Genomic DNA, 22295 nt, shown 5'->3' on the forward strand with positions numbered 1-22295 from the left:
GAATCCTTATTGATGCACGGCGAGCTGATAGGCCGTGTATTTGCGAATGTTGATCACGCCGGTGTCAAAAATCAGGTACTGACCCTTGATCCCCAGCAGCGTGCCTTCGGCAATCGGGTTCTTGTCCAGGTTGAAGCTGACGATTTTGGCCGGGTATTGCTCGACCGGATAGCGGATTTCGAGAGGTTCTACATCGGTAATCTTCTGAATAGCTTGTAGGCCGAATCGCTGCTGCAAGCCGTCCAGGCCTTCGGCACAGCTGTCGAACAGTTGGTCGCGCACCTGGGCCAGATCCACCGCCGCCGCATCGCCCTTGAGCAAGGCGCGCCAGTTGGTCTTGTCTGCCACCTGACTGCGGAACAGGTCTTCGACGAAGCCCGACTGTTGCCGCGTCGACACACGCATGATCGGCAGCGCCTGACTCGCGCCCTGATCGAGCCAGCGGGTCGGCAGTTGCGTGGCGCGAGTGATGCCGACCTTGATTCCCGACGAGTTGGCCAGATACACCACGTGATCGGTCATGCAGAACTGCTGGCCCCACACCGGGTCGCGGCAGGTGCCGGCCTCGAAGTGGCAGCGCTCCGGGCTCATGATGCAGATGTCGCACTGCGCCAGTTTGGTCATGCACGGGTAGCAGTAACCCTGGCTGAAACTGGTTTTGGTCTTGCGCCCGCAATGGGTGCAGTGGATCGCCCCCAGGTACTCCAGACGCACCGTGGTGCCGATCATGGGATTGACCGGCACCTCGACGTCATCCAGACGAAACGCGTATTGCACATTCGGCCCGTCCAGGCGCGCCGACATTTTGCTGATTGCACCGCGGCCAATCTCGATCAATGGATGGCATCCGACTTGAACAGGATGTTCGGCACTTCGATCGACTTCGACGCACATTCTTGCGGGCCCATGTAACCGGTGCGCTGGTCTTCAGGCAGGTTCTGGATTTCCCAGGCGATCATCGCCTGCAACGACAGCTCGCGCTGTTCGGCGGTGAGTTTGCCACCGTCGGACCACTTGCCGATTTCCACGGCCAGTTTCAGGCTCTCGTAGATATCCGGGGTGATGTTCTTGATCATGTCGTTAAAAGAGGACATCTGGGTCTCCGTGCTCTTTATTCACTGAAAATTTTAGGCGGCCAGTTTACGGCGGTTATACAAACCGCCCAACAAACCGGTGAGGCATCCGATGAGTAACCCGCTGACGTGCGCGGCGTTGGCGATCTGGCCGAAACCAATCATCGAGACCAGCCCGGACATGCAAATCACCAGCCACACCAGCATCATCACCAGCACACCACGCGGCAAGCGATACGCCGGGTTCGGCGCCAGCAACTGGAAAATCCAGCAGTGGCCGAGCAATCCGTAAAGCACGCCGGACAGGCCGCCGAACAGGCTCGGGCCACTCCAGGCAAACTGCGCGTAGTTCGACACCAGGCTGAACAACAACGTCAGACCGAGCAGATTGATGCTGCCCTGACGCGATTCGATGCGCCGCCCCAGCTCCCAGTACCACATGCCGTTCATGGCCAGGTGCAGAATGCCGAAGTGCAGCAGCATCGGGGTGAACAGGCGCCACCACTGCCCCGCCGCCAGACTGTCGGCCAGCGGCGTGAAGTGGATGTACTCGCCGACCACGCGGAAATCGAGGAAGGTCAGCCAGCGCAGGGTATCCAGGTTGTCGCCCAGATAGGTCAGGCCGCCGACCAGCAGGCTCAGCAGCAGGATGAACCCGGTGGCCTTGGCATGTTTGAGTTGTTCGGCGAAGCCCGGACGCTTGAAGGTCGGGGCCACCGGGATGTCCAGCTGTTGGTCGGGGTCACCGGCCGGGAAGCGCTCGTACAGCGACCGCACGTCCTCACTGATTTCCGCCGGTGCCCACAGCACCTGCTCGCCCGCCTCTTCGCTGACCCGATGCGGCACCTGCATCCGTTGCAGCAGTTTGACGAAACCGCTCAGATCCACCGCCAACGGCAGACGCAATACCGCTACCGCACTCATTGCAGCACCTCCGGCCGCTCGACATCGACCCAGACAAATTTATGCGGATCCAGGCGTGTTTCCTGATCCAGACGATAGGCCACCAGTTTGCCGTAGAGCACCGCGCTGTAATCGAGACACGCGAGATTCGGGCGGATCGGCGCCGGTTTGCCGCTGCGCCAGTAGTGGCCGACGAACAGCAACGGCTCATCAATGCCATAGCGCAGCAGATTGTTTTTTTCACTGGAAGTCAGCGGCTTCTGTGCCACCGGCTCCGGCAGTGCATCCGGCTGGAAGACGATGTCACCGTAGGTTTTCGGGTCGTCTTCCCAGAACTTGGTACGGAAGAACGAACGCACCAGACCGTCGCCGCTGGTCATGGTCAAGCCATCCGGCAGGCGCATGTCGGTGCCGCGCAGCAGTCGATCAAACACCGTGCAGGCGAAGCTGTCCGGAACCGCCGAGGCCTGCAGAAAATGCTCATCGATGCAGCCATCGGGAAACAGCGCGCGCAACGGTTCGATCAGTCCGGCATCCCAGCAAGCGTGCACCACGCGGAAACGTCCGGCGTCGACAAACAGCGGCAGTTGGTAGAACCAGCGCTGGAAATCGTGCCAGTCACCGGGGTGGCCTTCGAACTGAGTCAGGGTTTCCTGCAGCAGGCGCGCATGGCGCGGCGTGTGCTCACGGACGAACTGCTTGCCGCTGCCCGGAGGCGCCGGCGTGCTCCAGCCCAGGGCGTTGAATTCGTGGTTGCCCATGATGCACAGCGCCTGCCCGGCCACGACCATGTCGTGGACGATGTGCAGCGCCTCGCGAATCCGCGGGCCACGGTCGATGATGTCGCCGACGAACACGGCCATGCGCGATGGATGCCGCCAGACCCCGCCCTGCTTGTGGTAACCGAGACGGTCAAGCAAGTGTTCGAGGGTCAGGGCGCATCCGTGCACGTCACCAATCAAGTCATAACTGCGCGCGGGATCGAGCATCAGTCGCCTCCACCACCCAACTTGCTGCCCCAGCCGAGCTTGGTCCGGCAGACTTCGTAGTAGTTGTGGTCGAGCGGGTGAATCAGCCGCAGCTTCTGCGCTTTCTTGCTCACGGTGATGGTGTCGCCCGGCGCGCAGGTGAAGTGGTTCTGCCCGTCGCAGGAGACTTGCGGGTAAATCTGCATGTTTTTCGACACGACGATTTTCAGCTCACTGTTGCCATCGACCACAATTGGCCGGCTCGACAACATATGGGGGTACATCGGCACGATCACAATGGCATCGAGCTTGGGATGCATGATCGGGCCACCGGCGGACAGCGCATACGCGGTGGAACCGGTCGGCGTGGCGACGATCAGGCCGTCGGCCTTCTGGCTGCAGACGAACTGGCCGTCGATGTACAGCTCGAACTCGATCATCCGCGTCGATTTGCCCGGGTGCAGTACCACGTCGTTCAGCGCATCGCCCTGGCCAATGGCCTCGGCATGCCGGCGAACTTCGGCTTGCAGCAGGAAGCGGTTTTCCACCAGATAATGGCCGTCGAGCACCTTGGCCACTTCGACTTCCAGCTCATCGGGGCGAATGTCGGTGAGAAAACCGAGGCTGCCACGGTTGATCCCCAGCACCGGAATATTGTGTTTGGCCAATGCGCGAGCGGCGCCGAGCAGGCTGCCGTCACCGCCGACGACGATGACCATGTCGCAGACTTCGCCGAGCATCTTGCGTGACGAGGTCTGCAGGCCGTGGCCCGGCAGAACTTCGGCGATGGTGTCTTCGAGAATCACGTGCAGGTGACGATCGAGCAGAAAGCGTTTCAGTCGGCGGACGGTATCCAGCACCTGGGAACTGCCCAGGCGACCGATGATGCCGATATTACGAAATTGCTCCATGGGACCTCTGCGGACAATCGAAAACGCGAAAAGCACGATTATGGGCGAAAGCCCGCCATAGACAAAATCCTTTCAGCCACAAGGGTGCGCTCGTGTTTAAGGCTATGCTCGCAAGATGATCCTGTTTCCCGACTTGCTCCAGTTGCCACACCAATTACGCCATCCGGAAGTGCGTGACCTGGCGTGGGTGATTCTCGCCCCGCCAATGTTGGCCGCGACGCCGTGGCCGCAGCGCCATCCGCTGGCCGGCAGCGATTGGGTGAGCGATCCCGCGCGTCTGGAGCACTGGCTGCGGCAACTGGATCGCGACAGTTATGGCTTGCTGCACTGGCTGGCGCAGGCGCGTACCCGGCGGCTGGGCCTGTATTACGAACGGTTGTGGCAGTTTGCCGTGGAGCATGCGCCGGGCATCGAGCTGATTGCCGCCAACCTGCCGATCCGCCGCGAAGGCCACACCCTCGGCGAACTCGATATGCTGCTGCGCGACCGCGACGGCGTGCATCACCTGGAATTGGCGATCAAGCTCTACCTCGGCCCGCAGGAGGGCAACGGCCACGACCCGGCGCAGTGGCTGGGGCCGGGCTGTCACGATCGGCTCGACCGCAAACTGGCGCATCTGGCCGAACATCAACTGCCGATCTCGGCGCGCCCGGAAAGCCGCGAGGCGCTGGCCAAGCTGGACATCGAAGTGTTCAGTGCGCAACTGTGGCTGGGCGGATATCTGCTGTACCCGTGGCCCGGTCAGGCCGAACCGCCCAGAGGCGCGCATCCGCAGCACCTGCGTGGCAGTTGGCTGCATCAGAAGGACTGGCCGGCGTTCGTCGCTCAACGTCCGGCCGGCCGCTGGCAACCCCTGCCCCGCCATGCGTGGCTGGCGCCGGCGCACTATCCGGCGGATCAGACCTGGAGCGCTGAACACCTGCAGATGTGGCTGGATGACCTGGAACCGATGGCCCCGGCGCAACTGCTGGTGCGCCTGACCGAGAATGCGCAGGGCGAATGGGAAGAGGCGGAGCGGTTGTTTCTGGTGGCGGATCTTTGGCCGAATGTGCCGGGGCAGGCCTGAAAATTTCAATGCCTGACCCGGCCTCTTCGCGAGCGGGCTCGCTCCCACATTTGGACTGCATTTCAAATGTAGGGAGAGGCGACCCACTCCCTGTGGGAGCGAGCCTGCTCGCGAAGAGGCCGAATAGGTCTAAAGGGATAGCCGCAAAGCCAACGCCGCCAAGGTAACCAACAACACCGGCACCGTCAGCACAATCCCGACCTTGAAGTAATACCCCCAACCAATCCGGATATCCTTGCGCGCCAGCACATGCAGCCAGAGCAAGGTTGCCAGACTGCCGATCGGGGTGATTTTCGGCCCCAGGTCGCTGCCGATCACGTTGGCATAGATCATCGCTTCCTTGACCACACCGCTGGCCTGACTCGCATCGATCGACAACAAGCCGATCAGCACTGTCGGCAAGTTGTTCATGATCGATGACAACAGCGCCGTCAGCACCCCGGTACCCAGCGCCGCGCCCCACACGCCGTACCCGGCGAACACATCCAGCCAGCCGGCCAGATACCCAGTCAGCCCGGCATTGCGCAGGCCATAGACCACCAGATACATGCCCAGCGAGAAAATCACGATCTGCCACGGTGCTTCTTTCAGCACCTTGCGCGTGGAAATCTTGTGGCCTCGGGCGGCGATCCCCAGCAGCAGCGCCGCGCAGACCGCCGAGATCGCGCTGATCGGGATGCCCAGCTGTTCGAGGAAGAAGCAGCCGATCAACAGAATCACCAGCACCACCCAACCGGCGTAGAACGTGGCTTTGTCGTGGATCGCCGTGTGCGGCAGGTCAAGCTGTTCGGGGTCGTAGGCCTTGGGAATGTCGCGGCGGAAGAACCACATCAGTACGGCGAGCGTTGCGGCCACGCTGACGAAGTTGACCGGCACCATCACTGCCGCATAGCGGTTGAAGCCAATGTGAAAGAAGTCCGCCGAAACGATGTTGACCAGGTTCGACACCACCAGCGGCAGGCTCGCGGTGTCGGCGATAAAACCGGCGCCCATGACGAACGCGAGGGTCGCCGCCGGGGAAAAGCGCAGCGCCAGCAGCATCGAAATCACGATAGGCGTGAGGATCAGCGCCGCGCCGTCATTGGCGAACAGCGCCGATACCAGCGCGCCAAGCAGCACCATGTAGGCAAACAGCTTGCGCCCACTGCCCCGCCCCCAGCGCGCCACGTGCAGCGCGGCCCAGGCGAAGAATCCGGCTTCGTCGAGCAGCAGGCTGATGATGATCAGCGCGACGAAGGTGCCGGTGGCGTTCCAGATGATTTGCCACACCAGCGGAATGTCGCTCAGGTGCACGACGCCGAAGATCAGGGCCAGCACCGCGCCGAGCGTCGCGCTCCAGCCGACCCCGAGGCCTTTGGGTTGCCAGATGACAAGGGTGATGGTCAGCAGGAAGATCAGTGACGCAGCGAGCATTCGCGACAGCCTTCAATTATTCAATGAGTGGAGATCCAAATGTGGGAGCGGGCTTGCTCGCGAAGGCGGTGTGTCAGATGAAAACTTTGTGTCTGACACACCGCCTTCGCGAGCAAGCCCGCTCCCACAGGATCTCTGGTTTGTCGCAGCTCTGACCAGATTATTTTTTGTGTTGCTCTACGAATTGTCCGTAGGCATTGATGAAATTCTGCAGAAAAGGTTTCACCGACTCGCTCAATTTGCCCGCCTCGTCAAACGCCGAACCCGCGCCACCCAGATACGCCTCGGGCTGCTGCATGCATGGCACATTGAGAAACACGAAGGACTGGCGCAAATGCTGGTTGGCGCCAAACCCGCCAATCGCTCCCGGCGACACGCTGATCACCGCACCCGGTTTGCCGCCCCAGACGCTTTTGCCGTAAGGCCGTGAGCCCACGTCAATCGCATTCTTCAAAGGTGCCGGCACGGAGCGGTTATATTCCGGGGTGACAAACAGCACCGCGTCGGAAGAGCCGACTTCCTGGCGAAAAGTGCTGTAGGCTGCGGGCGGTGAATCGCCGTCGATGTCTTCGTTATAAAGTGGCAGATCGCCTATTTCGACAATCTTCAGTTTGAGGTTCGCCGGTGCCAGCTCGGCCAGCGCCAGTGCGACTTTGCGGTTGATCGATGCTTTGCGCAGGCTGCCGACGACTACAGCGACGTTGTAGACATTGCTCATGGAAGACTCTCGACTGTCGGAGGGAAGAGCCAGTAGTTATAGATGATCCGAAGCCGATTCCACCAGTGAGCGAAGGAAATTCCTCCGCGCTGATTATTTTTTTCCTGTAGGAAAACTTACAGGGCTTGATGACGGTCTACCAAGCCGCAAATCAAGTGATTTATCTCCAGAGGTTCTAAGCAGATGGCAGCAGTACTCGTCGGTCAGTTCCATGCAAGAGATGCGGAAGGCCGCGTTTATTCCGTGCATGAGTTCCAGGAATCCACCCCGTCGGCAGACGGTCTCACCGGCATGGAGCCTGTCACCACCTACAAGCTGGCCATTGGCGATCGCGTCAAAAAGCTCAGTGACAGCGAGTTTTTGCTGGTTCAGTCGGACATCACGCTGATCCGCGAACCTGAGACAACCGCCGCTCAATAACCGCGCGTTATGAGCAGAAGTCATATGCGCAGACTTGGGGTAGGATTCAGCCACTGACCCCACCTGCTGAACATGGACTTCACGCATGCGTTTACGTCATATCGAAGTGATTCAGGCGCTCTTGCAGACCGGTCACCTGGGCACCGCCGCCGAATGGCTGCAACTGCCGGTGGCCGACGTCGAGGAGCGATTGCGCGAAGCCGAGAGTCAGTTGGGGTTCATGCTGTTCGCCAGCGTCCGTGGCCGCCTGCAGTCGACGCCTGAAGCGCGGGCGTTGCAGGTGGAAATCGCTCACGTCTATCAAGCGCTGGAGCCGGTGCAACGGCTGGCCAGCAGCCTCAGGCAATACCTCGCCCCACCCCTGCGCATCATCGGCACCCCGCCGCTGGCGCACCACCTGTTGCCGCAAAGCATCGCGCTGCTGCGCCGGCGCTTGCCCGATGCCCCCTGCCGCTTGCTCAGTTCGCCCACGTGCGACATCGTCCGCAGTCTGCTGCTGCGCGAAAGCGATCTGGGCCTGAGCCTGCACGATCCGGAACATCCCGACATCCATGCGCAGCCGCTGGCCCACGGCAAGCTGCAACTGCTCGCGCCCCACGGCTGGCTGCAACCGAAGCAGAAATACATTTCCCTGCAGGATCTCGCCGGCCAGGCGATGGTCGGCCTTGAAGGCCACGACCCGTTGAGCCCGGCGCTGGAGAACAAAATTCAGGCCCTGCGCCCGGCGCCGAGCATCCAGACCCGGGTGCAAACCCATCAGATGATGCGCAGCATGGTCGAGGCCGGCGAAGGCCTGGCCATCGTCGACCCGTTCACCGCCCTCGGCGCACGGGCCGGCGGACTGGATGTCTGCCCGTTGTCACCGGCGGTGCCGATCAGCCTGTATGCCCTGACCTACCGACACAGCGCCACGCCGGCAGCGATTCAGACGCTGCTGGCGATCATCACGGAACAAGCCGAGGCGATGCTGGCGAGCTGAGCGGGTTTTCCAGCGGGTTATCGAACAGTCGATACCAGAACAGCGCGATTTCCGCGGTGTTCGGGTCTATCCCGCGATAACGCAAATGGTCGATACCGCCAATCTCGTAGCCGCAACGTTCATACAAGCGACAGGCACCGAGGTTGTTGTTCTGGGTCTCGAGCATGATCCCCGGCAGTTTCTTCTTGCGACTCCAGAATTGCGCGACATCCAGCAACGCCTTGGCCACACCATGCCGGCGCGCCGGGGCGTGCACTGCCAGCTCATCGATGTGGGCAAAGCCGTTCCAGTTGGTGCTGATCACCAGATGGCCGACCGGCTCGTCATCCAGATACGCCATGAAGATCGCGCTGTCGGCGCCATCGCGATAGCTGCTGAACTCTTCAGGATCGATGCCGTAGCACTTGCGGTATGGCACGATCGGCGTCACCGCCCAGCGCTCGACCGGTTGGCCAATGACTGCCGCGCCGTACGCGGCGACTTCGAAACTGAAGTCGCTGCCCCAGATGTACGCCGCGAAACCATCGTCGGCGACGCGCACCGACAGCCCTGGGTATTTCGGATTCATGACCGGTTGCATACTCGGAAAAGTCCTCATTCCTTGACGCAATCGACGGTGTACTGCCGCCCATTGCCCTCGTCTTCATGTTGCAGTCCATGCACATCAGCGACAAAACCGGGGAAACTGCTATCGAACGTGCGGGCAAACTTCAGGTAGTCGATGATCGAGCGGGTCGCCTCGGTAAAGCGTTCGCCCGGCATGATCAACGGAATCCCCGGTGGATACGGCACCAGCATCACCGCTGCAATCCGCCCTTCCAGCTCATCGATCGGCACCGCCTCGACTTCGCCACGTACCAGATGATCGTAGGCGTGGGCCGGCTTCATGGCGATTTCCGGCAGCACCGTGTACATGCGTTTCAGATGCTTGGCGGTGGCGTTGCTGCGGTAACAGGCGTGCAGTTGATCGCACAGGTCACGCAGGCCCATGCCGCGATAGCGCGCGGTGTCTTGCTGCGCCACGCAAGGCAGGCAAGTGGCCAGACTGACGTTGGCGTCGTAACTGCGCTTGAACTCCAGCAACTCGGTGAGCAGCGTGCTCCATTTGCCCTTGGTGATGCCCATCGAGAACAGCACCAGGAACGAATACAGCCCGGTCTTCTCCACCACCAGTCCGCGCTCCCATAGGAACTTGCTGACCACCGCCGCCGGAATACCCTTCTCGCTCAGCGCGCCGCCGGCATTCAAACCGGGCATCACCAGGGTCACTTTGATCGGGTCGAGCAGCACATAGTCGTCGCTGACTTCACCAAAGCCATGCCAGTCAGCGTCCGGCTGCAATAGCCAGTCTTCGGTCCGCACCCGGTCGATGCCTTCGACGCCGGGTGGCTGCCAGATCGAGAACCACCAGTCATCCGCCGCAATGTGCTGGCGCAGATTGGCCAGCGCCCGCCGAAAACTCAGCGCTTCGTCGAAGGTTTCCTGCAACAGCGAACGCCCGGCCGGGCCTTCCATCATCGCCGAAGCGACATCCAGCGAAGCGATGATGCTGTACTGCGGCGAGGTCGAGATGTGCATCATGAACGCTTCGTTGAAACGGTCACGGTCCAGTTGCCGCGCACCGCCGTCCTGCACATGAATCATTGAGGCCTGGCTGAACGCGGCGAGCAGTTTGTGCGTGGAGTGGGTGGTGAACACCAGCGGGCTGTCTTCTGTGCGCGAGGTGGCCATGCCATAACGCCCGGCGAAGAACTCGTGAAACGCCGCGTAGGCGTACCACGCCTCGTCGAAATGCAGGACTTCCACGCTGTTGCCCAGGCTCTGTTTGATCAGCTCGGCGTTGTAGCACAAGCCGTCGTAGGTCGAATTGGTCACCACCGCCAGTTTGACTTTCGGCGCACGGCCCTTGGTCAACGGGCTGGCGTCGATTTTGGCCTGGATCGACTCGCGGCTGAATTCGCTCAGCGGAATCGGGCCGATGATCCCCAGCTCATTGCGCTCCGGGCACAGGTACAACGGGATCGCGCCGGTCATGATGATCGCGTGCAGCACTGACTTGTGGCAGTTGCGATCCACCAGCACCAGATCATCGCGACCGACCATCGAATGCCAGACGATCTTGTTGGCAGTCGAGGTGCCATTGATCACGAAAAACGTGTGATCGGCACCGAAGTTGCGCGCCGCACGCTCTTCCGCTTCAGCGAGCGGGCCGGTGTGATCGAGCAGCGAACCCAGCTCCGGCACCGATACCGACAAGTCCGAACGCAGGGTGTTTTCACCAAAGAACTGATGAAAAGCCTGCCCCACCGGGCTCTTGTGATAGGCCACGCCACCGCCATGACCGGGGGTGTGCCAGGAATAGTTGGAATCGGCGGTGTGCTGCACCAGTGCCTTGAAGAACGGCGGCAGCAGACCATCCAGATATTTGCGCGCCGCCCGCGCCACTTGCCGGGCGAGAAACGGCACGGTGTCTTCGAACAGATAGAGAATGCCGCGCAGTTGATTGAGCTCGGCCATGGCATCGGCCGGGGCGTTTTCCAGAGTCACCTGTTCGCCCAGGGCGAAGATCGGCAGATCCGGCGCCCGCACCCGGGCCAGACCGATCAGTTCGGCCATGTTTTGTAAGAGATGGGAATGGGTGCTGGCGTCTTCGGCAGCGATCAGCATGCACGCCAGGCCGTGATGGGTCGACGCCACCAACCGACCTTCGGTATAGTCGATGGCCGAAACGATATTAAAACCTTCCTGCTCCAACTCCCGGGCGATGCCACGGATACGGTCACCGGCGACCGTGTCGGCCTTGATGTCGCGGTGGACGATCAACACCGGAAACTTCAAATCTTTGTACATGAGGCTCAGTGTCCCGAGGCGGCAGATCAAAGTCTGCCAATGCACTCAGGGTAGAGGGTTGCAGCGAAAGTGGCGAGGGTGGCCAGTTGGCTTCACTCAGCCTGACTCGGCTTTTGTGGCGAGGGAGCTTGCTCCCGCTGGGGCGCGAAGCGGCCCCTGGTATTCGTTCAGCAGCAATGTGCATTCAGGTTTTATGACTGCTTCGCAGCCAAGCGGGAGCAAGCTCCCTCGCCACAAAATGTGTTCAGGCCTGAGCATCAGCCTCGGCAATCTGCGTCCACAACGCCGGGCCACCCGCAGACTTGGCGATGATTTCGAGTCGCGCCATATGCGCCGCCAGTTCCTCTTCCGTCGCCCGAATGATCCGCGCAGGCTGACGATCCGCCGGCAGACGGCGGATTTCCGTGGCGGAGTTGTCCGCGCCCTCACCCGTGCCATTGCCGTCGGAAGCGTTGCCGGCCAGCGACAGGCTGGTCTGGCCACCGGTCATGGTCAGGTAGACGTCGGCGAGAATCTCCGAGTCGAGCAAGGCGCCGTGCAATTCACGGCCGGAGTTGTCGACGCCATAACGTTTGCACAACGCGTCAAGGCTGTTGCGCTGCCCCGGGTGACGTTCCCGGGCCATCATCAGGGTGTCGAGGATGGTGCAATGCTGGGTGATGTCAGCGCGATCGTGCTGCCCCATCAAGGCGAATTCGTTGTTGATGAAGCCAACGTCGAACGCCGCGTTATGGATGATCAGCTGCGCGCCGTTGATGAACTCGAAGAACTCGTCGGCGACTTCGGCGAAACGGGGCTTGCCGACGAGGAATTCGTTGGTGATGCCGTGGACGCCGATCGCGCCCTCGTCACTCTCGCGATCCGGTTGCAGATAGACGTGAAAGTGCCGACCCGTCAGGCGCCGACCGATCAGTTCGACACAGCCGATTTCAATGATCCGGTGACCATCGGTCACCGGCATGCCGGTGGTTTCGGTATCGAGTACAACGGATCTGGTGGCCATCAGTGTTCAATTCTCAACGGGGTCAATCGTGCAAAAGCGGCGATGTTAACACGCTCGGTGGGGGTGTTTCAGTCAGACCGTGTCGCGCCCATTCGCGAGCAAGCCCGCTCCCACAGGGAAACGCATTCCAGTGTGGGAGCGGGCTTGCTCGCGAAGGCCACGACTCGGTGCAACGGAGGGAATCAGCTCTGCTTGTACCCGCGAACCTCATCCACCCCACGGTTGGCCAACTGGTCAGCCCGTTCGTTACCGTGGTGACCAATGTGCCCGCGCACCCACTTCCAGGTGACGTTGTGCCGGTTGACCTGCTCATCCAGCTCTTTCCACAGGTCGGCGTTTTTCACCGGTTCTTTCGCCGCTGTCTTCCAGCCGCGTTTTTTCCAGTTGGCCATCCACTCGTTGATGCCCTTCATCACGTATTGCGAGTCGGTCACCAGCAGCACTTCGCACGGCCGCTTCAAGGCTTCGAGGCCACGGATGGCGCCGAGCAGCTCCATGCGATTGTTGGTGGTGTTGGCTTCGCCGCCCCACAGTTCCTTTTCGACGCCCTTGCACACCAGCAAGGCGCCCCAGCCGCCCGGGCCGGGGTTGCCCTTGCAGGCACCGTCGGTGAACAGTTCTACGCTATCGACGCTTTCGCTCATGCCACTCTATCCAGAAAAATGCCTGGCCCCGTCAATCGCGGATCGACGATGGCCGCGGCCGGAACAAGTCCGGCCACTATAAAAAGAAGGTTTACGGTTCGATACGACGGCGATTGACCTTGGCCATCGGCAGCGGAATCAGCTTGCCCATTGGCTCGCGGCGCTCCTGACGCACCGGACGCAGGCCAACCACGATCTTGCGCGCGACCAATAAATAGAAGCCACCGCCCGACAGTTGCCAGTCGCCGGCCTTGCGTTCCCAGCCGGCCAGTCGGGCCTGCCACTTGGGCGACGCGAGCGGCGGACGATAGCACCCGAAGCGGCGTTTCTCCAGCGCAAAGCCCAGCAGATTGAGCCAGTCGGCCACCCGCGACGGCGAGATGCAGCGTGCCTGACGCAACGCATCGTGGGCGAATACATGGCGCAAGCCCCAGGTGCTCCAGGGGTTGATGCCGATGATCAGCAGATGCCCGCCGGGGCGCACGCTGCTTGCGGCTTCGCGCAGCAAACCGTGGGGCGACAGACAGAAATCCAGACCGTGCTGCAACACCACCACGTCGGCAGCGTGCTCACTCAATGGCCAGGCCTGTTCCTCGCAGACGATCTCGACCCCCGGCAATGGCGCGCCGAGCCGCACGTTGCGCTGCACCTGCGGCGCCGACGGCGGAGTCTGGGCCGACGGCCCGTAATGCACCAGGTAGCCGCCGAAGAACCGCCCCAACTCGTCTTCGAGCATGCGTCGTTCTTCATCCAGCAGAAATTGCCCGAGCGGGCCGGCCAGCCATTCTCGGGCCGCGCCGATCAACGCCAGCCAGTCGGGATCGGCCTGAGCGAACGCTTTATCGGTCATGTCATTCTCCAACGCCGCTAGAAGCTCTAAGATGCGCCAATGTTTTCCGCTTGGCGAATTCCGACGATGATACAGATCAGTGCCCTGCCCGCGTTCACCGACAACTACATCTGGTTGTTACAGGATCACCGCACCCAGCGCTGCGCCGTGGTCGACCCGGGCGATGCCGCACCGGTGCAGGCCTGGCTGGCCGCGCACCCGGGCTGGGTGTTGAGCGACATTCTGATCACCCATCACCATCACGATCACGTCGGCGGCGTCGAACGCCTGAAAGCGGCGAGCGGCGCCAAAGTCTACGGCCCGGCCAGCGAAAACATCCCGGGGCGCGACGTGGCGCTCAAGGACAACGACAAGGTCAGCGTCCTCGGCTGGGACTTCGATGTCTATGCGGTGCCCGGTCACACCCTCGGCCACATCGCCTATTACCACCACGGCCTGCTGTTTTGCGGCGACACCCTGTTCGCCGCCGGTTGCGGACGCCTGTTCGAAGGTACGCCAGAACAAATGCACCACTCGCTCAGCCGCCTCGCCAGCTTGCCCGAGGATACGCTGGTGTATTGCACCCATGAATACACCCTGAGCAATCTGAAATTTGCCGCGGCCGTCGAACCGACTAACCCGGACATTGCCGCCCGTCTGGAAAAAGTCACCCAACAACGGGAAAAAGGCGTGATGACCCTGCCCTCGACCCTGGCCCTGGAAAAGCTCACGAATCCGTTTTTGCGTACCACTGAAACATTAGTTACACAAAAAGTGGACGAACGGGCAGGCGCTCAAAACCGGGCGCCGAGTGAGGTTTTTGCGGCTCTGCGGGCGTGGAAAGATACGTTCTAAGTGACTCACCACTTGGTACAAAAATTCTGAATGGTTGACCGCAGGGGGTGCGCTTTCTAGAATCGCCCGACATTTTTGCCCGGAACTTACTTCCAGCCAATGTCGTCATCCATACGTAAGTCCGTCAATTCAGACACGTTGACCCGCCTGGCTCAAGCCATCGCGGTCGCTGTGTCCGCCACGTTGGCGGGCTGCTCCAGCCATGCTCCGCAGTCCGAGGCGAGCCATACGCCGAACATTGCTGCGCGAGCCAAGCAGAAGCCGATCTGGCTGAGCGAAAAGCCAAGTCCGCAGGTGCCTCAAGACATCTGGGAGCGCATGCGCGGTGGTTTCCAGCTGCAGGACGGCCTGGGCGTCAACCCGCGCATCGAGCAGCAGCGCCTGTGGTTTGCCAGTAACCCGTCCTTTCTGGAAAACGCCGGCGAACGCGGCAGTCTCTACATTCATTACATCGTCGAGCGTCTCGAAGAGCGCAACATGCCGCTGGAACTGGCCCTGCTGCCAGTGATAGAGAGCGCCTACAACCCGATGGCCTACTCCCGGGCCGATGCTTCGGGCCTGTGGCAATTCATTCCGTCCACCGGCCGCTACTACAACCTGCGCCAGACCCGCTTTTATGATGGCCGTCGCGATATCACTGCCTCGACCACCGCAGCGATGGACTACCTGACCCGCCTGCATGACATGTTCAACGGTGACTGGCTGCTGGCCCTGGCCGCCTATAACGCCGGTGAAGGCACCGTCAGCCGCGCCATCGAGCGTAACGAAAAGCTCGGCCTGCCAACCGACTACTGGAACCTGTCGTCGCTGCCGGCGGAAACCCAGGCCTACGTGCCCAAACTGCTGGCCTTGTCGCAAGTGGTACTGGCCCCGGAAGCGTACGGGGTGAATCTCAACCCGATCGCCAACGAACCGTATTTCCAGGTCGTCGAAATCAACCAGCGCATGGACCTGTCCAAGGTCGCGGCGGTGGCCAACATCGACGAAGACGAACTGTTCCAGCTCAACCCGGCATTCAAGCAGCGCACCACCATCGACGGCCCCCAGCACCTGCTGGTGCCGACCTCCAAGGCGCAACTGCTGACCGCCAGCCTGCAGACCATGCGACCTGAAGAACTGATCAGCCCGCGCTCGCTGAAACCGGTGTTCGACGGGGCCGACCCAAGTGAAGTGGCGAAGCTCAAGCGCGCCTATCGGGTCAAGCGCGGTGACAACCTCGGTTCCATTGCCAAGGCCAACAAGGTCGAAGTCAAGGATCTGCAACGCTGGAACAAGTTGTCCGGCAAAAACCTCAAGGTCGGCCAGACCCTGGTGATGCAAGACACCACCAAGCGCGCCCCGGCTCGCAACAGTGGCCGGGTCAATACCGTCATCGCGGCCAACAGCAAGACCAAAGGCAAGGCTGACAGCCAGCAGCAGACCCAGTACAAGGTCAAGCGTGGCGACACCTTGTATGTGGTGGCCAAGCGTTTCAACGTCGAGATGCAGCATCTCAAGCGCTGGAACCCGGGTGCCGGCAAGGCCCTCAAGCCTGGGCAGATGCTCACGGTTTACCAGCCGCATTGACAGAAGAGCCCCTGAATTTCAGGGGCTTTTTTTATTGCCGATACTCAGGCACCAATAAGTCCCTTGTGGCGAGGGAGCTTGCTCCCGCTGGGACGCGAAGCGGCCCCCTACAATCTTCCCGACAAATTCGACCTACCGGATTTGCGACTGCTTCGCAGCCGAGCGGGACGGTGCGACGTTTCGACAAGCTCCCTCGCCACAGTTGATCTGTAGTCAGGGCTATTCAGCGCACAATTAACAGCCCATTAACCCGCTGTCTTTTTCCTGTCCAGACAAGCTGTTACTGTACGGCCCACAAAGCCCAAGCCGCCTGGATCGGATCTGACTTGAAGCGTCCCCTCCTCCTGCTCCTGATCAGCCTGGCCTTGAGCTCACCCGCAAGCGCGACGATTACCGAGAGTCACGGTTATGCGCAGTTCGGCACGCTCAAGTACCCGGCCAGATTTACCCACTTCGACTGGGTCAACCCGCAAGCGCCCAAGGGCGGTACGTTGCGGGTGATGGCGTTCGGCACCTTCGATACGGTCAATCCGTACACCTTCAAGGGCACCAGCCCGGTGACCACCCCGAATTTCCTGCAGTACGGCATCAATGAGCTGAACGAACCGCTGATGATCGGCACCGGCCAGTATTCGCCCTCCGGTGACGAACCGGCGTCGAGCTATGGCTTGATCGCGCAATCGGTGGAGTACAGCGAAGATCGCAGCTGGGTGGTGTTCAATCTGCGCCCGGAAGCACGCTTTCACGATGGCACGCCGATCACCGCGTACGACGTGGCGTTCTCCTATCGCTTGCTGCTCAAGGAAGGTCATCCGCTGTACCGCACCGCTTTGCAGGAAGTCGCACGTGTGGACATCCTCAACCCGCAGCGCATCCGCTTCGTGATGAAGCGCGCCGGCAATCCGCTGCTGATCCTGCGCCTCGGTGAGTTGCCAGTGCTGCCGCAGCATTACTGGAAGGATCGCGACTTCAAGGCCACTACCTTCGAGCCACCACTGGGCAGCGGCCCGTACCGCATCACCTCCGTGACGCCGGGGCGGCAGCTGATTTTCGAGCGGGTCAAGGATTACTGGGGCAAAGACCTGCCGGTCAATCGCGGCAAGTACAACTTCGATCGCATGGAAGTCGAGTTCTACCGCGACAGCGACGTGGCGTTCGAAGCGTTCAAGGCCGGCGAATTCGACATCTACATCGAGCATCAGGCGAAGAACTGGGCCAACGGCTACAACTTCCCGGCGGTGCGCCGTGGCGAGGTGCTCAAGGCGCAGATCCCGCACCAGATCCCGACGCAGAGCCAGGGGCTGTTCATGAACACCCGGCGTCCGACCTTTGCCGACGTCAAAGTCCGCGAAGCCATGGGCCTGATGTTCGACTTCGAGTGGACCAACCGGGCACTCTTCAGCGACGCCTACCAACGCTCCACCAGCTACTACCCCAACAGCGAGTTCAGCGCCAGCGGCCTGCCGATCGGCCATGAATGGCTGATGCTCAAGCCGTACAAGGATCAATTGCCGGCGAAGCTGCTCACTGAACCGTTCAGCCTGCCGCAGACCGATGGCCGCGGCATCCCCCGGGAAACCATGCGCAAAGCCCTGGCGCTGCTCGCCGAGGCCGGCTGGAAACTCAATGGCCAGCGCCTGCAAAACACCAAGGGCCAGCCACTGAGCTTCGAACTGCTGCTGGTCAACCCGAACCTTGAGCGGATCCTCCAGCCGTACATCGAGAACCTCAACAGCATCGGCATCGACGCGCGCCTGCGCACAGTGGATCGCGCGCAGTACAAACAGCGCCTGGACCAGTTCGATTTCGACATGATCCTGATGACGCTCAACCAGACTCTCAGCCCGGGCCTGGAGCAATGGCAGTACTTCCATTCCAGTCAGGTCGGGGTCAAGGGCAGCAAGAATTACGCGGGCATCGCCAACCCGGTGGTCGATCACCTGCTCGAACAGTTGCTCGCCGCGCAAACCCGCGACGAACAAGTTGCCGCCGGCAAGGCGCTGGACCGCGTGCTGCTCTGGCAGCACTACAGCATTCCCAACTGGTACCTCAATTATCACCGACTGGCCTACCGCAACCGGTTGGCCTTCGTCACCACGCCGCCCTACACCCTGGGTCTGAACACGTGGTGGCTGAAATCTTCGGAGAAAGCTCAATGAACGCCATCCGCGCCCTGCTTGTGCAGGCCAGCGGTCTGCTGTTCGCCGGGTTGGCCTGCGCCGCCCCGCAACACGCCGTGACCCTGTACAACGAGCCGCCGAAGTACCCGGCCGACTTCAAGAACTTCGACTACGTGAACCCCGACGCGCCCAAGGGCGGGATCTTCCGCCAGGCCGGGTTTGGTGGCTTCGACAGCCTCAACCCGTTCATCAGCAAAGGCGTGCCGGCCGATGACGTCGGGCAGATCTACGACACCCTGACCAAGCACAGCCTCGACGAACCGTTCACCGAATACGGCCTGATTGCCGCCAAAATCGAAAAAGCCCCGGACAACAGTTGGGTGCGTTTCTACCTGCGCCCGGAAGCCCGCTTCAACGACGGCCACCCGGTGCGCGCCGAGGACGTGGTGTTCAGCTTCCAGACCCTGACCAAGGACGGCTCGCCGCTGTTTCGCGGCTACTACAGCGATGTCGACGAAGCCATCGCCGAAGACCCGCTCAAAGTGTTGTTCAAGTTCAAGCACAACAACAATCGCGAGTTACCGCTGATTCTCGGTCAGCTCCCGGTGCTGCCGAAACACTGGTGGGCCAATCGCGATTTCACCAAAGGCAACCTGGAGATTCCGCTGGGCAGCGGCCCGTACAAGGTCGCCGAAGTGAAAGCCGGGCGCTCGGTGCGCTATGAACGGGTCAAGGACTACTGGGGCAAGGACCTGCCGGTCAATCGCGGGTTCTACAACTTCGACGTGATGACCACCGATTACTACCGCGACAACACCGTCGCCGTCGAAGCGCTGAAGGCCGGCCAGTTCGATTACTGGCTGGAAATGACCGCGAAGAACTGGGCCAACGCTTACAACATCCCGGCGGTCACCGAAGGTCGCTTGATCAAGGAACAGATCGCCAACAGCAACCCGACCGGCATGCAGGGCTTCGTTTACAACCTGCGCCGTCCGGTGTTTCAGGATGTGCGGGTGCGTCAGGCGCTCGGCCTGCTGTTTGATTTCGAATGGACCAATAAACAGCTGTTCAACGGTGCCTACTTCCGCACCCGCAGTTATTTCGAGAACTCGGAAATGGCCGCCACCGGCCTGCCCGACGCCGAGCAACGGGCGATCCTCGAACCGTTTCGCAGCAAGCTCCCGGCCCAGGTGTTCAGCGAAGCCTTCGAAAACCCCAAGACCGACGCCAGCGGCATGATCCGCGCCCAGCAGCGCGAGGCCTATCAGCTGTTGCAAGAGGCGGGCTGGAAGATCGTCGACGACAAAATGGTCGACGCCAGCGGCAAACCGGTGGTCATCGAATTCCTCCTCGCGCAGACCGAATTCGAACGCGTGCTGCTGCCGTTCAAGCGCAACCTGGCCGACCTCGGCATCGATCTGGTGATCCGCCGTGTCGATGTTTCGCAGTACATCAACCGTGTGCGCTCGCGGGACTTCGACATGATCGTCGGCAGCTTCCCGCAGTCCAACTCGCCGGGTAACGAGCAACGCGAATTCTGGATGAGCGCCGCCGCCGACAAACCGAGCAGCCGCAATACCATGGGCCTGAAGGATCCGATCGTCGATCACCTGGTGGAAAATCTGATCAACGCCGACTCGCGCAGCAGCCTCGTGGCTCACGCCCGGGCGCTGGATCGGGTGCTGCAATGGGGCTATTACGTGATCCCCAACTGGCACATCAAGACTTGGCGCGTGGCCTACTGGAATCACATTGGCCACCCGAAAGTCTCGCCCAAATACGACATCGGGATTAACACCTGGTGGGTCAAGCCTGACGCGAAACCCGCCATAGAAGTCGAAACCAAACTGCAAGCCGACCCTGTGGGCACGGAGTAATCAGATGCTGGCGTATATTTTTCGGCGACTGCTGCTGATCATCCCTACCCTGTTCGGGATTCTGCTGATCAACTTTGTGATCATCCAGGCCGCGCCCGGCGGCCCGGTGGAGCAGATGATCGCCAAGCTCGAAGGCTTCGAAGGCGCCACCAGCCGCATCGCCGGTGGCGGTGCTGAAGTGTCGGTGGCCGGCTCCGCCTATCGCGGCGCGCAAGGTCTGGACCCGGCACTGATCAAGGAAATCGAGCACATGTACGGGTTCGACAAGTCGGCCCCGGAACGCCTGTGGATCATGGTCAAGAACTACGCGAAGCTGGATTTCGGCGACAGTTTTTTCCGCGACGCCAAGGTCATCGACCTGATCAAGGAAAAGATGCCGGTATCGATCTCGCTCGGGCTGTGGAGCACGCTGATCATGTACCTGGTGTCGATCCCGCTGGGGATCGCCAAGGCCACGCGGCACGGCAGCCACTTCGACGTGTGGACCAGTTCGGCGATCATCATCGGCTATGCGATTCCGGCGTTCCTCTTTGCGATTCTGCTGATCGTGGTGTTTGCCGGCGGCAGTTATCTGGACTGGTTCCCGCTACGCGGGCTGACCTCGAACAACTTCGATGAACTGAGCCTGGGCGGCAAGATCCTCGACTACTTCTGGCACCTCGCGCTGCCGGTGACGGCACTGGTGATCGGCAACTTCGCGACCATGACCCTGCTGACCAAAAACAGCTTCCTCGACGAGATCAACAAGCAGTACGTGGTCACCGCCAAGGCCAAGGGCCTGACGCGTAATCGCGTGCTCTACGGCCACGTGTTCCGCAACGCCATGCTGCTGGTGATTGCCGGGTTCCCATCGGCCTTCATCGGCATCTTCTTCACCGGCTCGTTGCTGGTGGAAGTGATCTTCTCCCTCGACGGCCTCGGCCTGATGAGTTTCGAAGCGGCGATCAACCGTGATTACCCGGTGGTGTTCGGCACCCTGTTCATCTTCACCCTGCTCGGCCTGGTGGTGAAACTGATCGGCGACCTCACCTACACCCTGGTCGATCCGCGCATCGACTTCGCCAGCCGGGAGCATTGAGATGAACCTGTCCCCTCTCAATCGCCGCCGGTTCGAACTATTCAAGGCCAACAAGCGTGGCTGGTGGTCGCTGTGGCTGTTCCTGATTCTGTTCGGCCTGAGCCTCGGTGCCGAGCTGATCGCCAACGACAAGCCGCTGGTGGTGCATTACGACAACCACTGGTACTTCCCGGCGATCAAGCGCTACCCGGAAACCACCTTCGGCGGCGAATTTCCGCTGGAAGCCAACTACAAGAGCCCGTACATCCGCGAACTGCTCAAGGCCAAGGATGCGTGGGTGTTGTGGGCGCCGATCCCCTACAGCTACCAGAGCATCAACTACGACCTGAAAGTCCCGGCCCCGGCCCCGCCGTCGGCGGACAACCTGCTGGGCACTGACGATCAGGGCCGCGATGTGCTGGCGCGGGTGATCTACGGCTTCCGCATTTCCGTACTGTTTGCCCTGACACTGACCGTGCTCAGCTCGATCATCGGCGTGATTGCCGGCGCGCTGCAGGGTTTCTATGGCGGCTGGGTCGATCTGGCCGGGCAACGCTTTCTGGAGATCTGGTCGGGATTACCGGTGCTGTACCTGCTGATCATCCTCGCCAGTTTCGTCCAGCCGAATTTCTGGTGGCTGCTGGGGATCATGCTGTTGTTCTCGTGGATGAGCCTGGTCGACGTGGTGCGCGCCGAGTTCCTGCGCGGGCGCAACCTCGAATACGTGCGCGCCGCGCGGGCGCTGGGCATGCAGAACGGTGCGATCATGTTCCGCCATATTCTGCCCAACGCCATGGTTTCGACCATGACCTTCATGCCGTTCATCCTTACCGGCGCCATCGGCACCCTGACCGCGCTGGATTTCCTCGGTTTCGGTTTGCCGGCCGGCAGCCCGTCGCTGGGTGAACTGGTGGCCCAGGGCAAATCCAACCTCCAGGCACCGTGGCTGGGCATTAGCGCGTTTGCCGTACTCGCGTTGATGTTGAGTCTGCTGGTGTTTATCGGCGAGTCCGCTCGCGATGCCTTCGACCCGAGGAAGTGAA

At 61.2% G+C, this 22295-nt stretch carries 21 protein-coding genes; 9 read left to right on the forward strand and 12 right to left on the reverse strand.

Going from position 1 to position 22295, the window contains the following annotated elements; genetic code table 11:
• Positions 1–6: 6 nt before the first annotated feature.
• From JFU48_RS24035 to JFU48_RS24055, 5 genes are read right to left on the reverse strand one after another with little or no spacing between them, the layout of a single operon-like run.
• On the reverse strand, positions 7–837 hold the full coding sequence (locus JFU48_RS24035; RefSeq protein WP_003224179.1) for a DUF2797 domain-containing protein: 831 nt from the start codon (positions 835–837) through the stop codon (positions 7–9).
• The gene (locus JFU48_RS24040) at positions 834–1094 is read right to left on the reverse strand and encodes a YeaC family protein (protein ID WP_003224178.1); all 261 of its coding nucleotides are present in this window, start codon (positions 1092–1094) and stop codon (positions 834–836) included. Before JFU48_RS24040 ends, JFU48_RS24035 begins: the two co-directional genes overlap by 4 nt.
• A 33-nt stretch (positions 1095–1127) precedes the next feature.
• On the reverse strand, positions 1128–1997 hold the full coding sequence (locus JFU48_RS24045; protein WP_103485044.1) for a rhomboid family intramembrane serine protease: 870 nt from the start codon (positions 1995–1997) through the stop codon (positions 1128–1130).
• Entirely contained in the window at positions 1994–2968 is a 975-nt protein-coding gene (locus tag JFU48_RS24050) for a metallophosphoesterase (protein ID WP_400496502.1), read from the reverse strand. The genes JFU48_RS24045 and JFU48_RS24050 overlap by 4 nt, the downstream gene beginning before the upstream one ends.
• Positions 2965–3855, reverse strand: coding sequence for an NAD(+) kinase (locus JFU48_RS24055; protein ID WP_003224174.1), 891 nt, complete (start codon positions 3853–3855; stop codon positions 2965–2967). Before JFU48_RS24055 ends, JFU48_RS24050 begins: the two co-directional genes overlap by 4 nt.
• 115 nt (positions 3856–3970) lie before the next feature.
• On the opposite strand from JFU48_RS24055, the gene JFU48_RS24060 reads away from it, so the two are divergent.
• The gene (locus JFU48_RS24060; RefSeq protein WP_003224173.1) at positions 3971–4921 is read left to right on the forward strand and encodes a DUF1853 family protein; all 951 of its coding nucleotides are present in this window, start codon (positions 3971–3973) and stop codon (positions 4919–4921) included.
• Positions 4922–5050: 129 nt separating this feature from the next.
• On the opposite strand, the gene JFU48_RS24065 is transcribed toward JFU48_RS24060, so the two are convergent.
• Together JFU48_RS24065 and JFU48_RS24070 are read right to left on the reverse strand one after the other, a co-directional pair.
• On the reverse strand, positions 5051–6334 hold the full coding sequence (locus JFU48_RS24065; protein ID WP_201137902.1) for an arsenic transporter: 1284 nt from the start codon (positions 6332–6334) through the stop codon (positions 5051–5053).
• A 160-nt stretch (positions 6335–6494) separates the two neighbouring features.
• Positions 6495–7052 carry an NADPH-dependent FMN reductase gene (locus JFU48_RS24070; protein WP_102357122.1) on the reverse strand — a complete coding sequence of 186 codons (558 nt, stop codon included), beginning with the start codon at positions 7050–7052 and terminating at the stop codon, positions 6495–6497.
• Positions 7053–7235: 183 nt separating this feature from the next.
• Here JFU48_RS24070 and JFU48_RS24075 point away from each other — a divergent pair, with 183 nt between their 5' ends.
• A complete protein-coding gene (locus tag JFU48_RS24075; RefSeq protein ID WP_003224168.1) occupies positions 7236–7472 on the forward strand; it encodes a hypothetical protein in 237 nt (78 codons plus the stop codon).
• Positions 7473–7557: 85 nt separating this feature from the next.
• Entirely contained in the window at positions 7558–8451 is an 894-nt protein-coding gene (locus tag JFU48_RS24080; protein ID WP_201137903.1) for a LysR substrate-binding domain-containing protein, read from the forward strand.
• On the opposite strand, the gene JFU48_RS24085 is transcribed toward JFU48_RS24080, so the two are convergent.
• From JFU48_RS24085 to JFU48_RS24105, 5 genes are all read right to left on the reverse strand, one after another.
• On the reverse strand, positions 8417–9031 hold the full coding sequence (locus JFU48_RS24085) for a GNAT family N-acetyltransferase (protein ID WP_003224167.1): 615 nt from the start codon (positions 9029–9031) through the stop codon (positions 8417–8419). The genes JFU48_RS24080 and JFU48_RS24085 overlap by 35 nt on opposite strands.
• A 14-nt stretch (positions 9032–9045) precedes the next feature.
• Positions 9046–11301, reverse strand: coding sequence for an Orn/Lys/Arg family decarboxylase (locus tag JFU48_RS24090; RefSeq protein ID WP_103485048.1), 2256 nt, complete (start codon positions 11299–11301; stop codon positions 9046–9048).
• 244 nt (positions 11302–11545) lie between these two features.
• Positions 11546–12304, reverse strand: a complete 759-nt coding sequence (dnaQ, locus tag JFU48_RS24095) for a DNA polymerase III subunit epsilon (RefSeq protein WP_007965849.1) — start codon at positions 12302–12304, stop codon at positions 11546–11548.
• Between the two features lie 182 nt (positions 12305–12486).
• Positions 12487–12948 (reverse strand): ribonuclease HI, encoded by a 462-nt coding sequence (gene rnhA / locus JFU48_RS24100; RefSeq protein WP_103521759.1) that lies wholly within the window; start codon positions 12946–12948, stop codon positions 12487–12489.
• 91 nt (positions 12949–13039) lie between these two features.
• Entirely contained in the window at positions 13040–13798 is a 759-nt protein-coding gene (locus JFU48_RS24105; protein ID WP_003224159.1) for a methyltransferase domain-containing protein, read from the reverse strand.
• Between the two features lie 66 nt (positions 13799–13864).
• Between JFU48_RS24105 and gloB the strand changes: the two genes are divergently transcribed.
• From gloB to JFU48_RS24135, 6 genes are all read left to right on the forward strand, one after another.
• Positions 13865–14632 carry a hydroxyacylglutathione hydrolase gene (gloB, locus tag JFU48_RS24110; RefSeq protein WP_201137904.1) on the forward strand — a complete coding sequence of 256 codons (768 nt, stop codon included), beginning with the start codon at positions 13865–13867 and terminating at the stop codon, positions 14630–14632.
• Between the two features lie 99 nt (positions 14633–14731).
• Positions 14732–16198 carry a LysM peptidoglycan-binding domain-containing protein gene (locus JFU48_RS24115; RefSeq protein WP_003224155.1) on the forward strand — a complete coding sequence of 489 codons (1467 nt, stop codon included), beginning with the start codon at positions 14732–14734 and terminating at the stop codon, positions 16196–16198.
• A gap of 326 nt (positions 16199–16524) precedes the next feature.
• Positions 16525–18357, forward strand: a complete 1833-nt coding sequence (locus JFU48_RS24120; protein ID WP_201137905.1) for an extracellular solute-binding protein — start codon at positions 16525–16527, stop codon at positions 18355–18357.
• Positions 18354–20195 (forward strand): extracellular solute-binding protein, encoded by a 1842-nt coding sequence (locus tag JFU48_RS24125; protein WP_103522344.1) that lies wholly within the window; start codon positions 18354–18356, stop codon positions 20193–20195. The genes JFU48_RS24120 and JFU48_RS24125 overlap by 4 nt, the downstream gene beginning before the upstream one ends.
• A 4-nt stretch (positions 20196–20199) precedes the next feature.
• Entirely contained in the window at positions 20200–21273 is a 1074-nt protein-coding gene (locus JFU48_RS24130) for a microcin C ABC transporter permease YejB (protein WP_003224148.1), read from the forward strand.
• Position 21274: 1 nt separating this feature from the next.
• Positions 21275–22294 carry an ABC transporter permease gene (locus tag JFU48_RS24135; RefSeq protein WP_003224146.1) on the forward strand — a complete coding sequence of 340 codons (1020 nt, stop codon included), beginning with the start codon at positions 21275–21277 and terminating at the stop codon, positions 22292–22294.
• Position 22295: the final 1 nt, after the last annotated feature.

Origin of the sequence: Pseudomonas sp. TH49, assembly GCF_016650625.1 — a bacterium.
GTDB lineage: Bacteria > Pseudomonadota > Gammaproteobacteria > Pseudomonadales > Pseudomonadaceae > Aquipseudomonas > Aquipseudomonas fluorescens_H.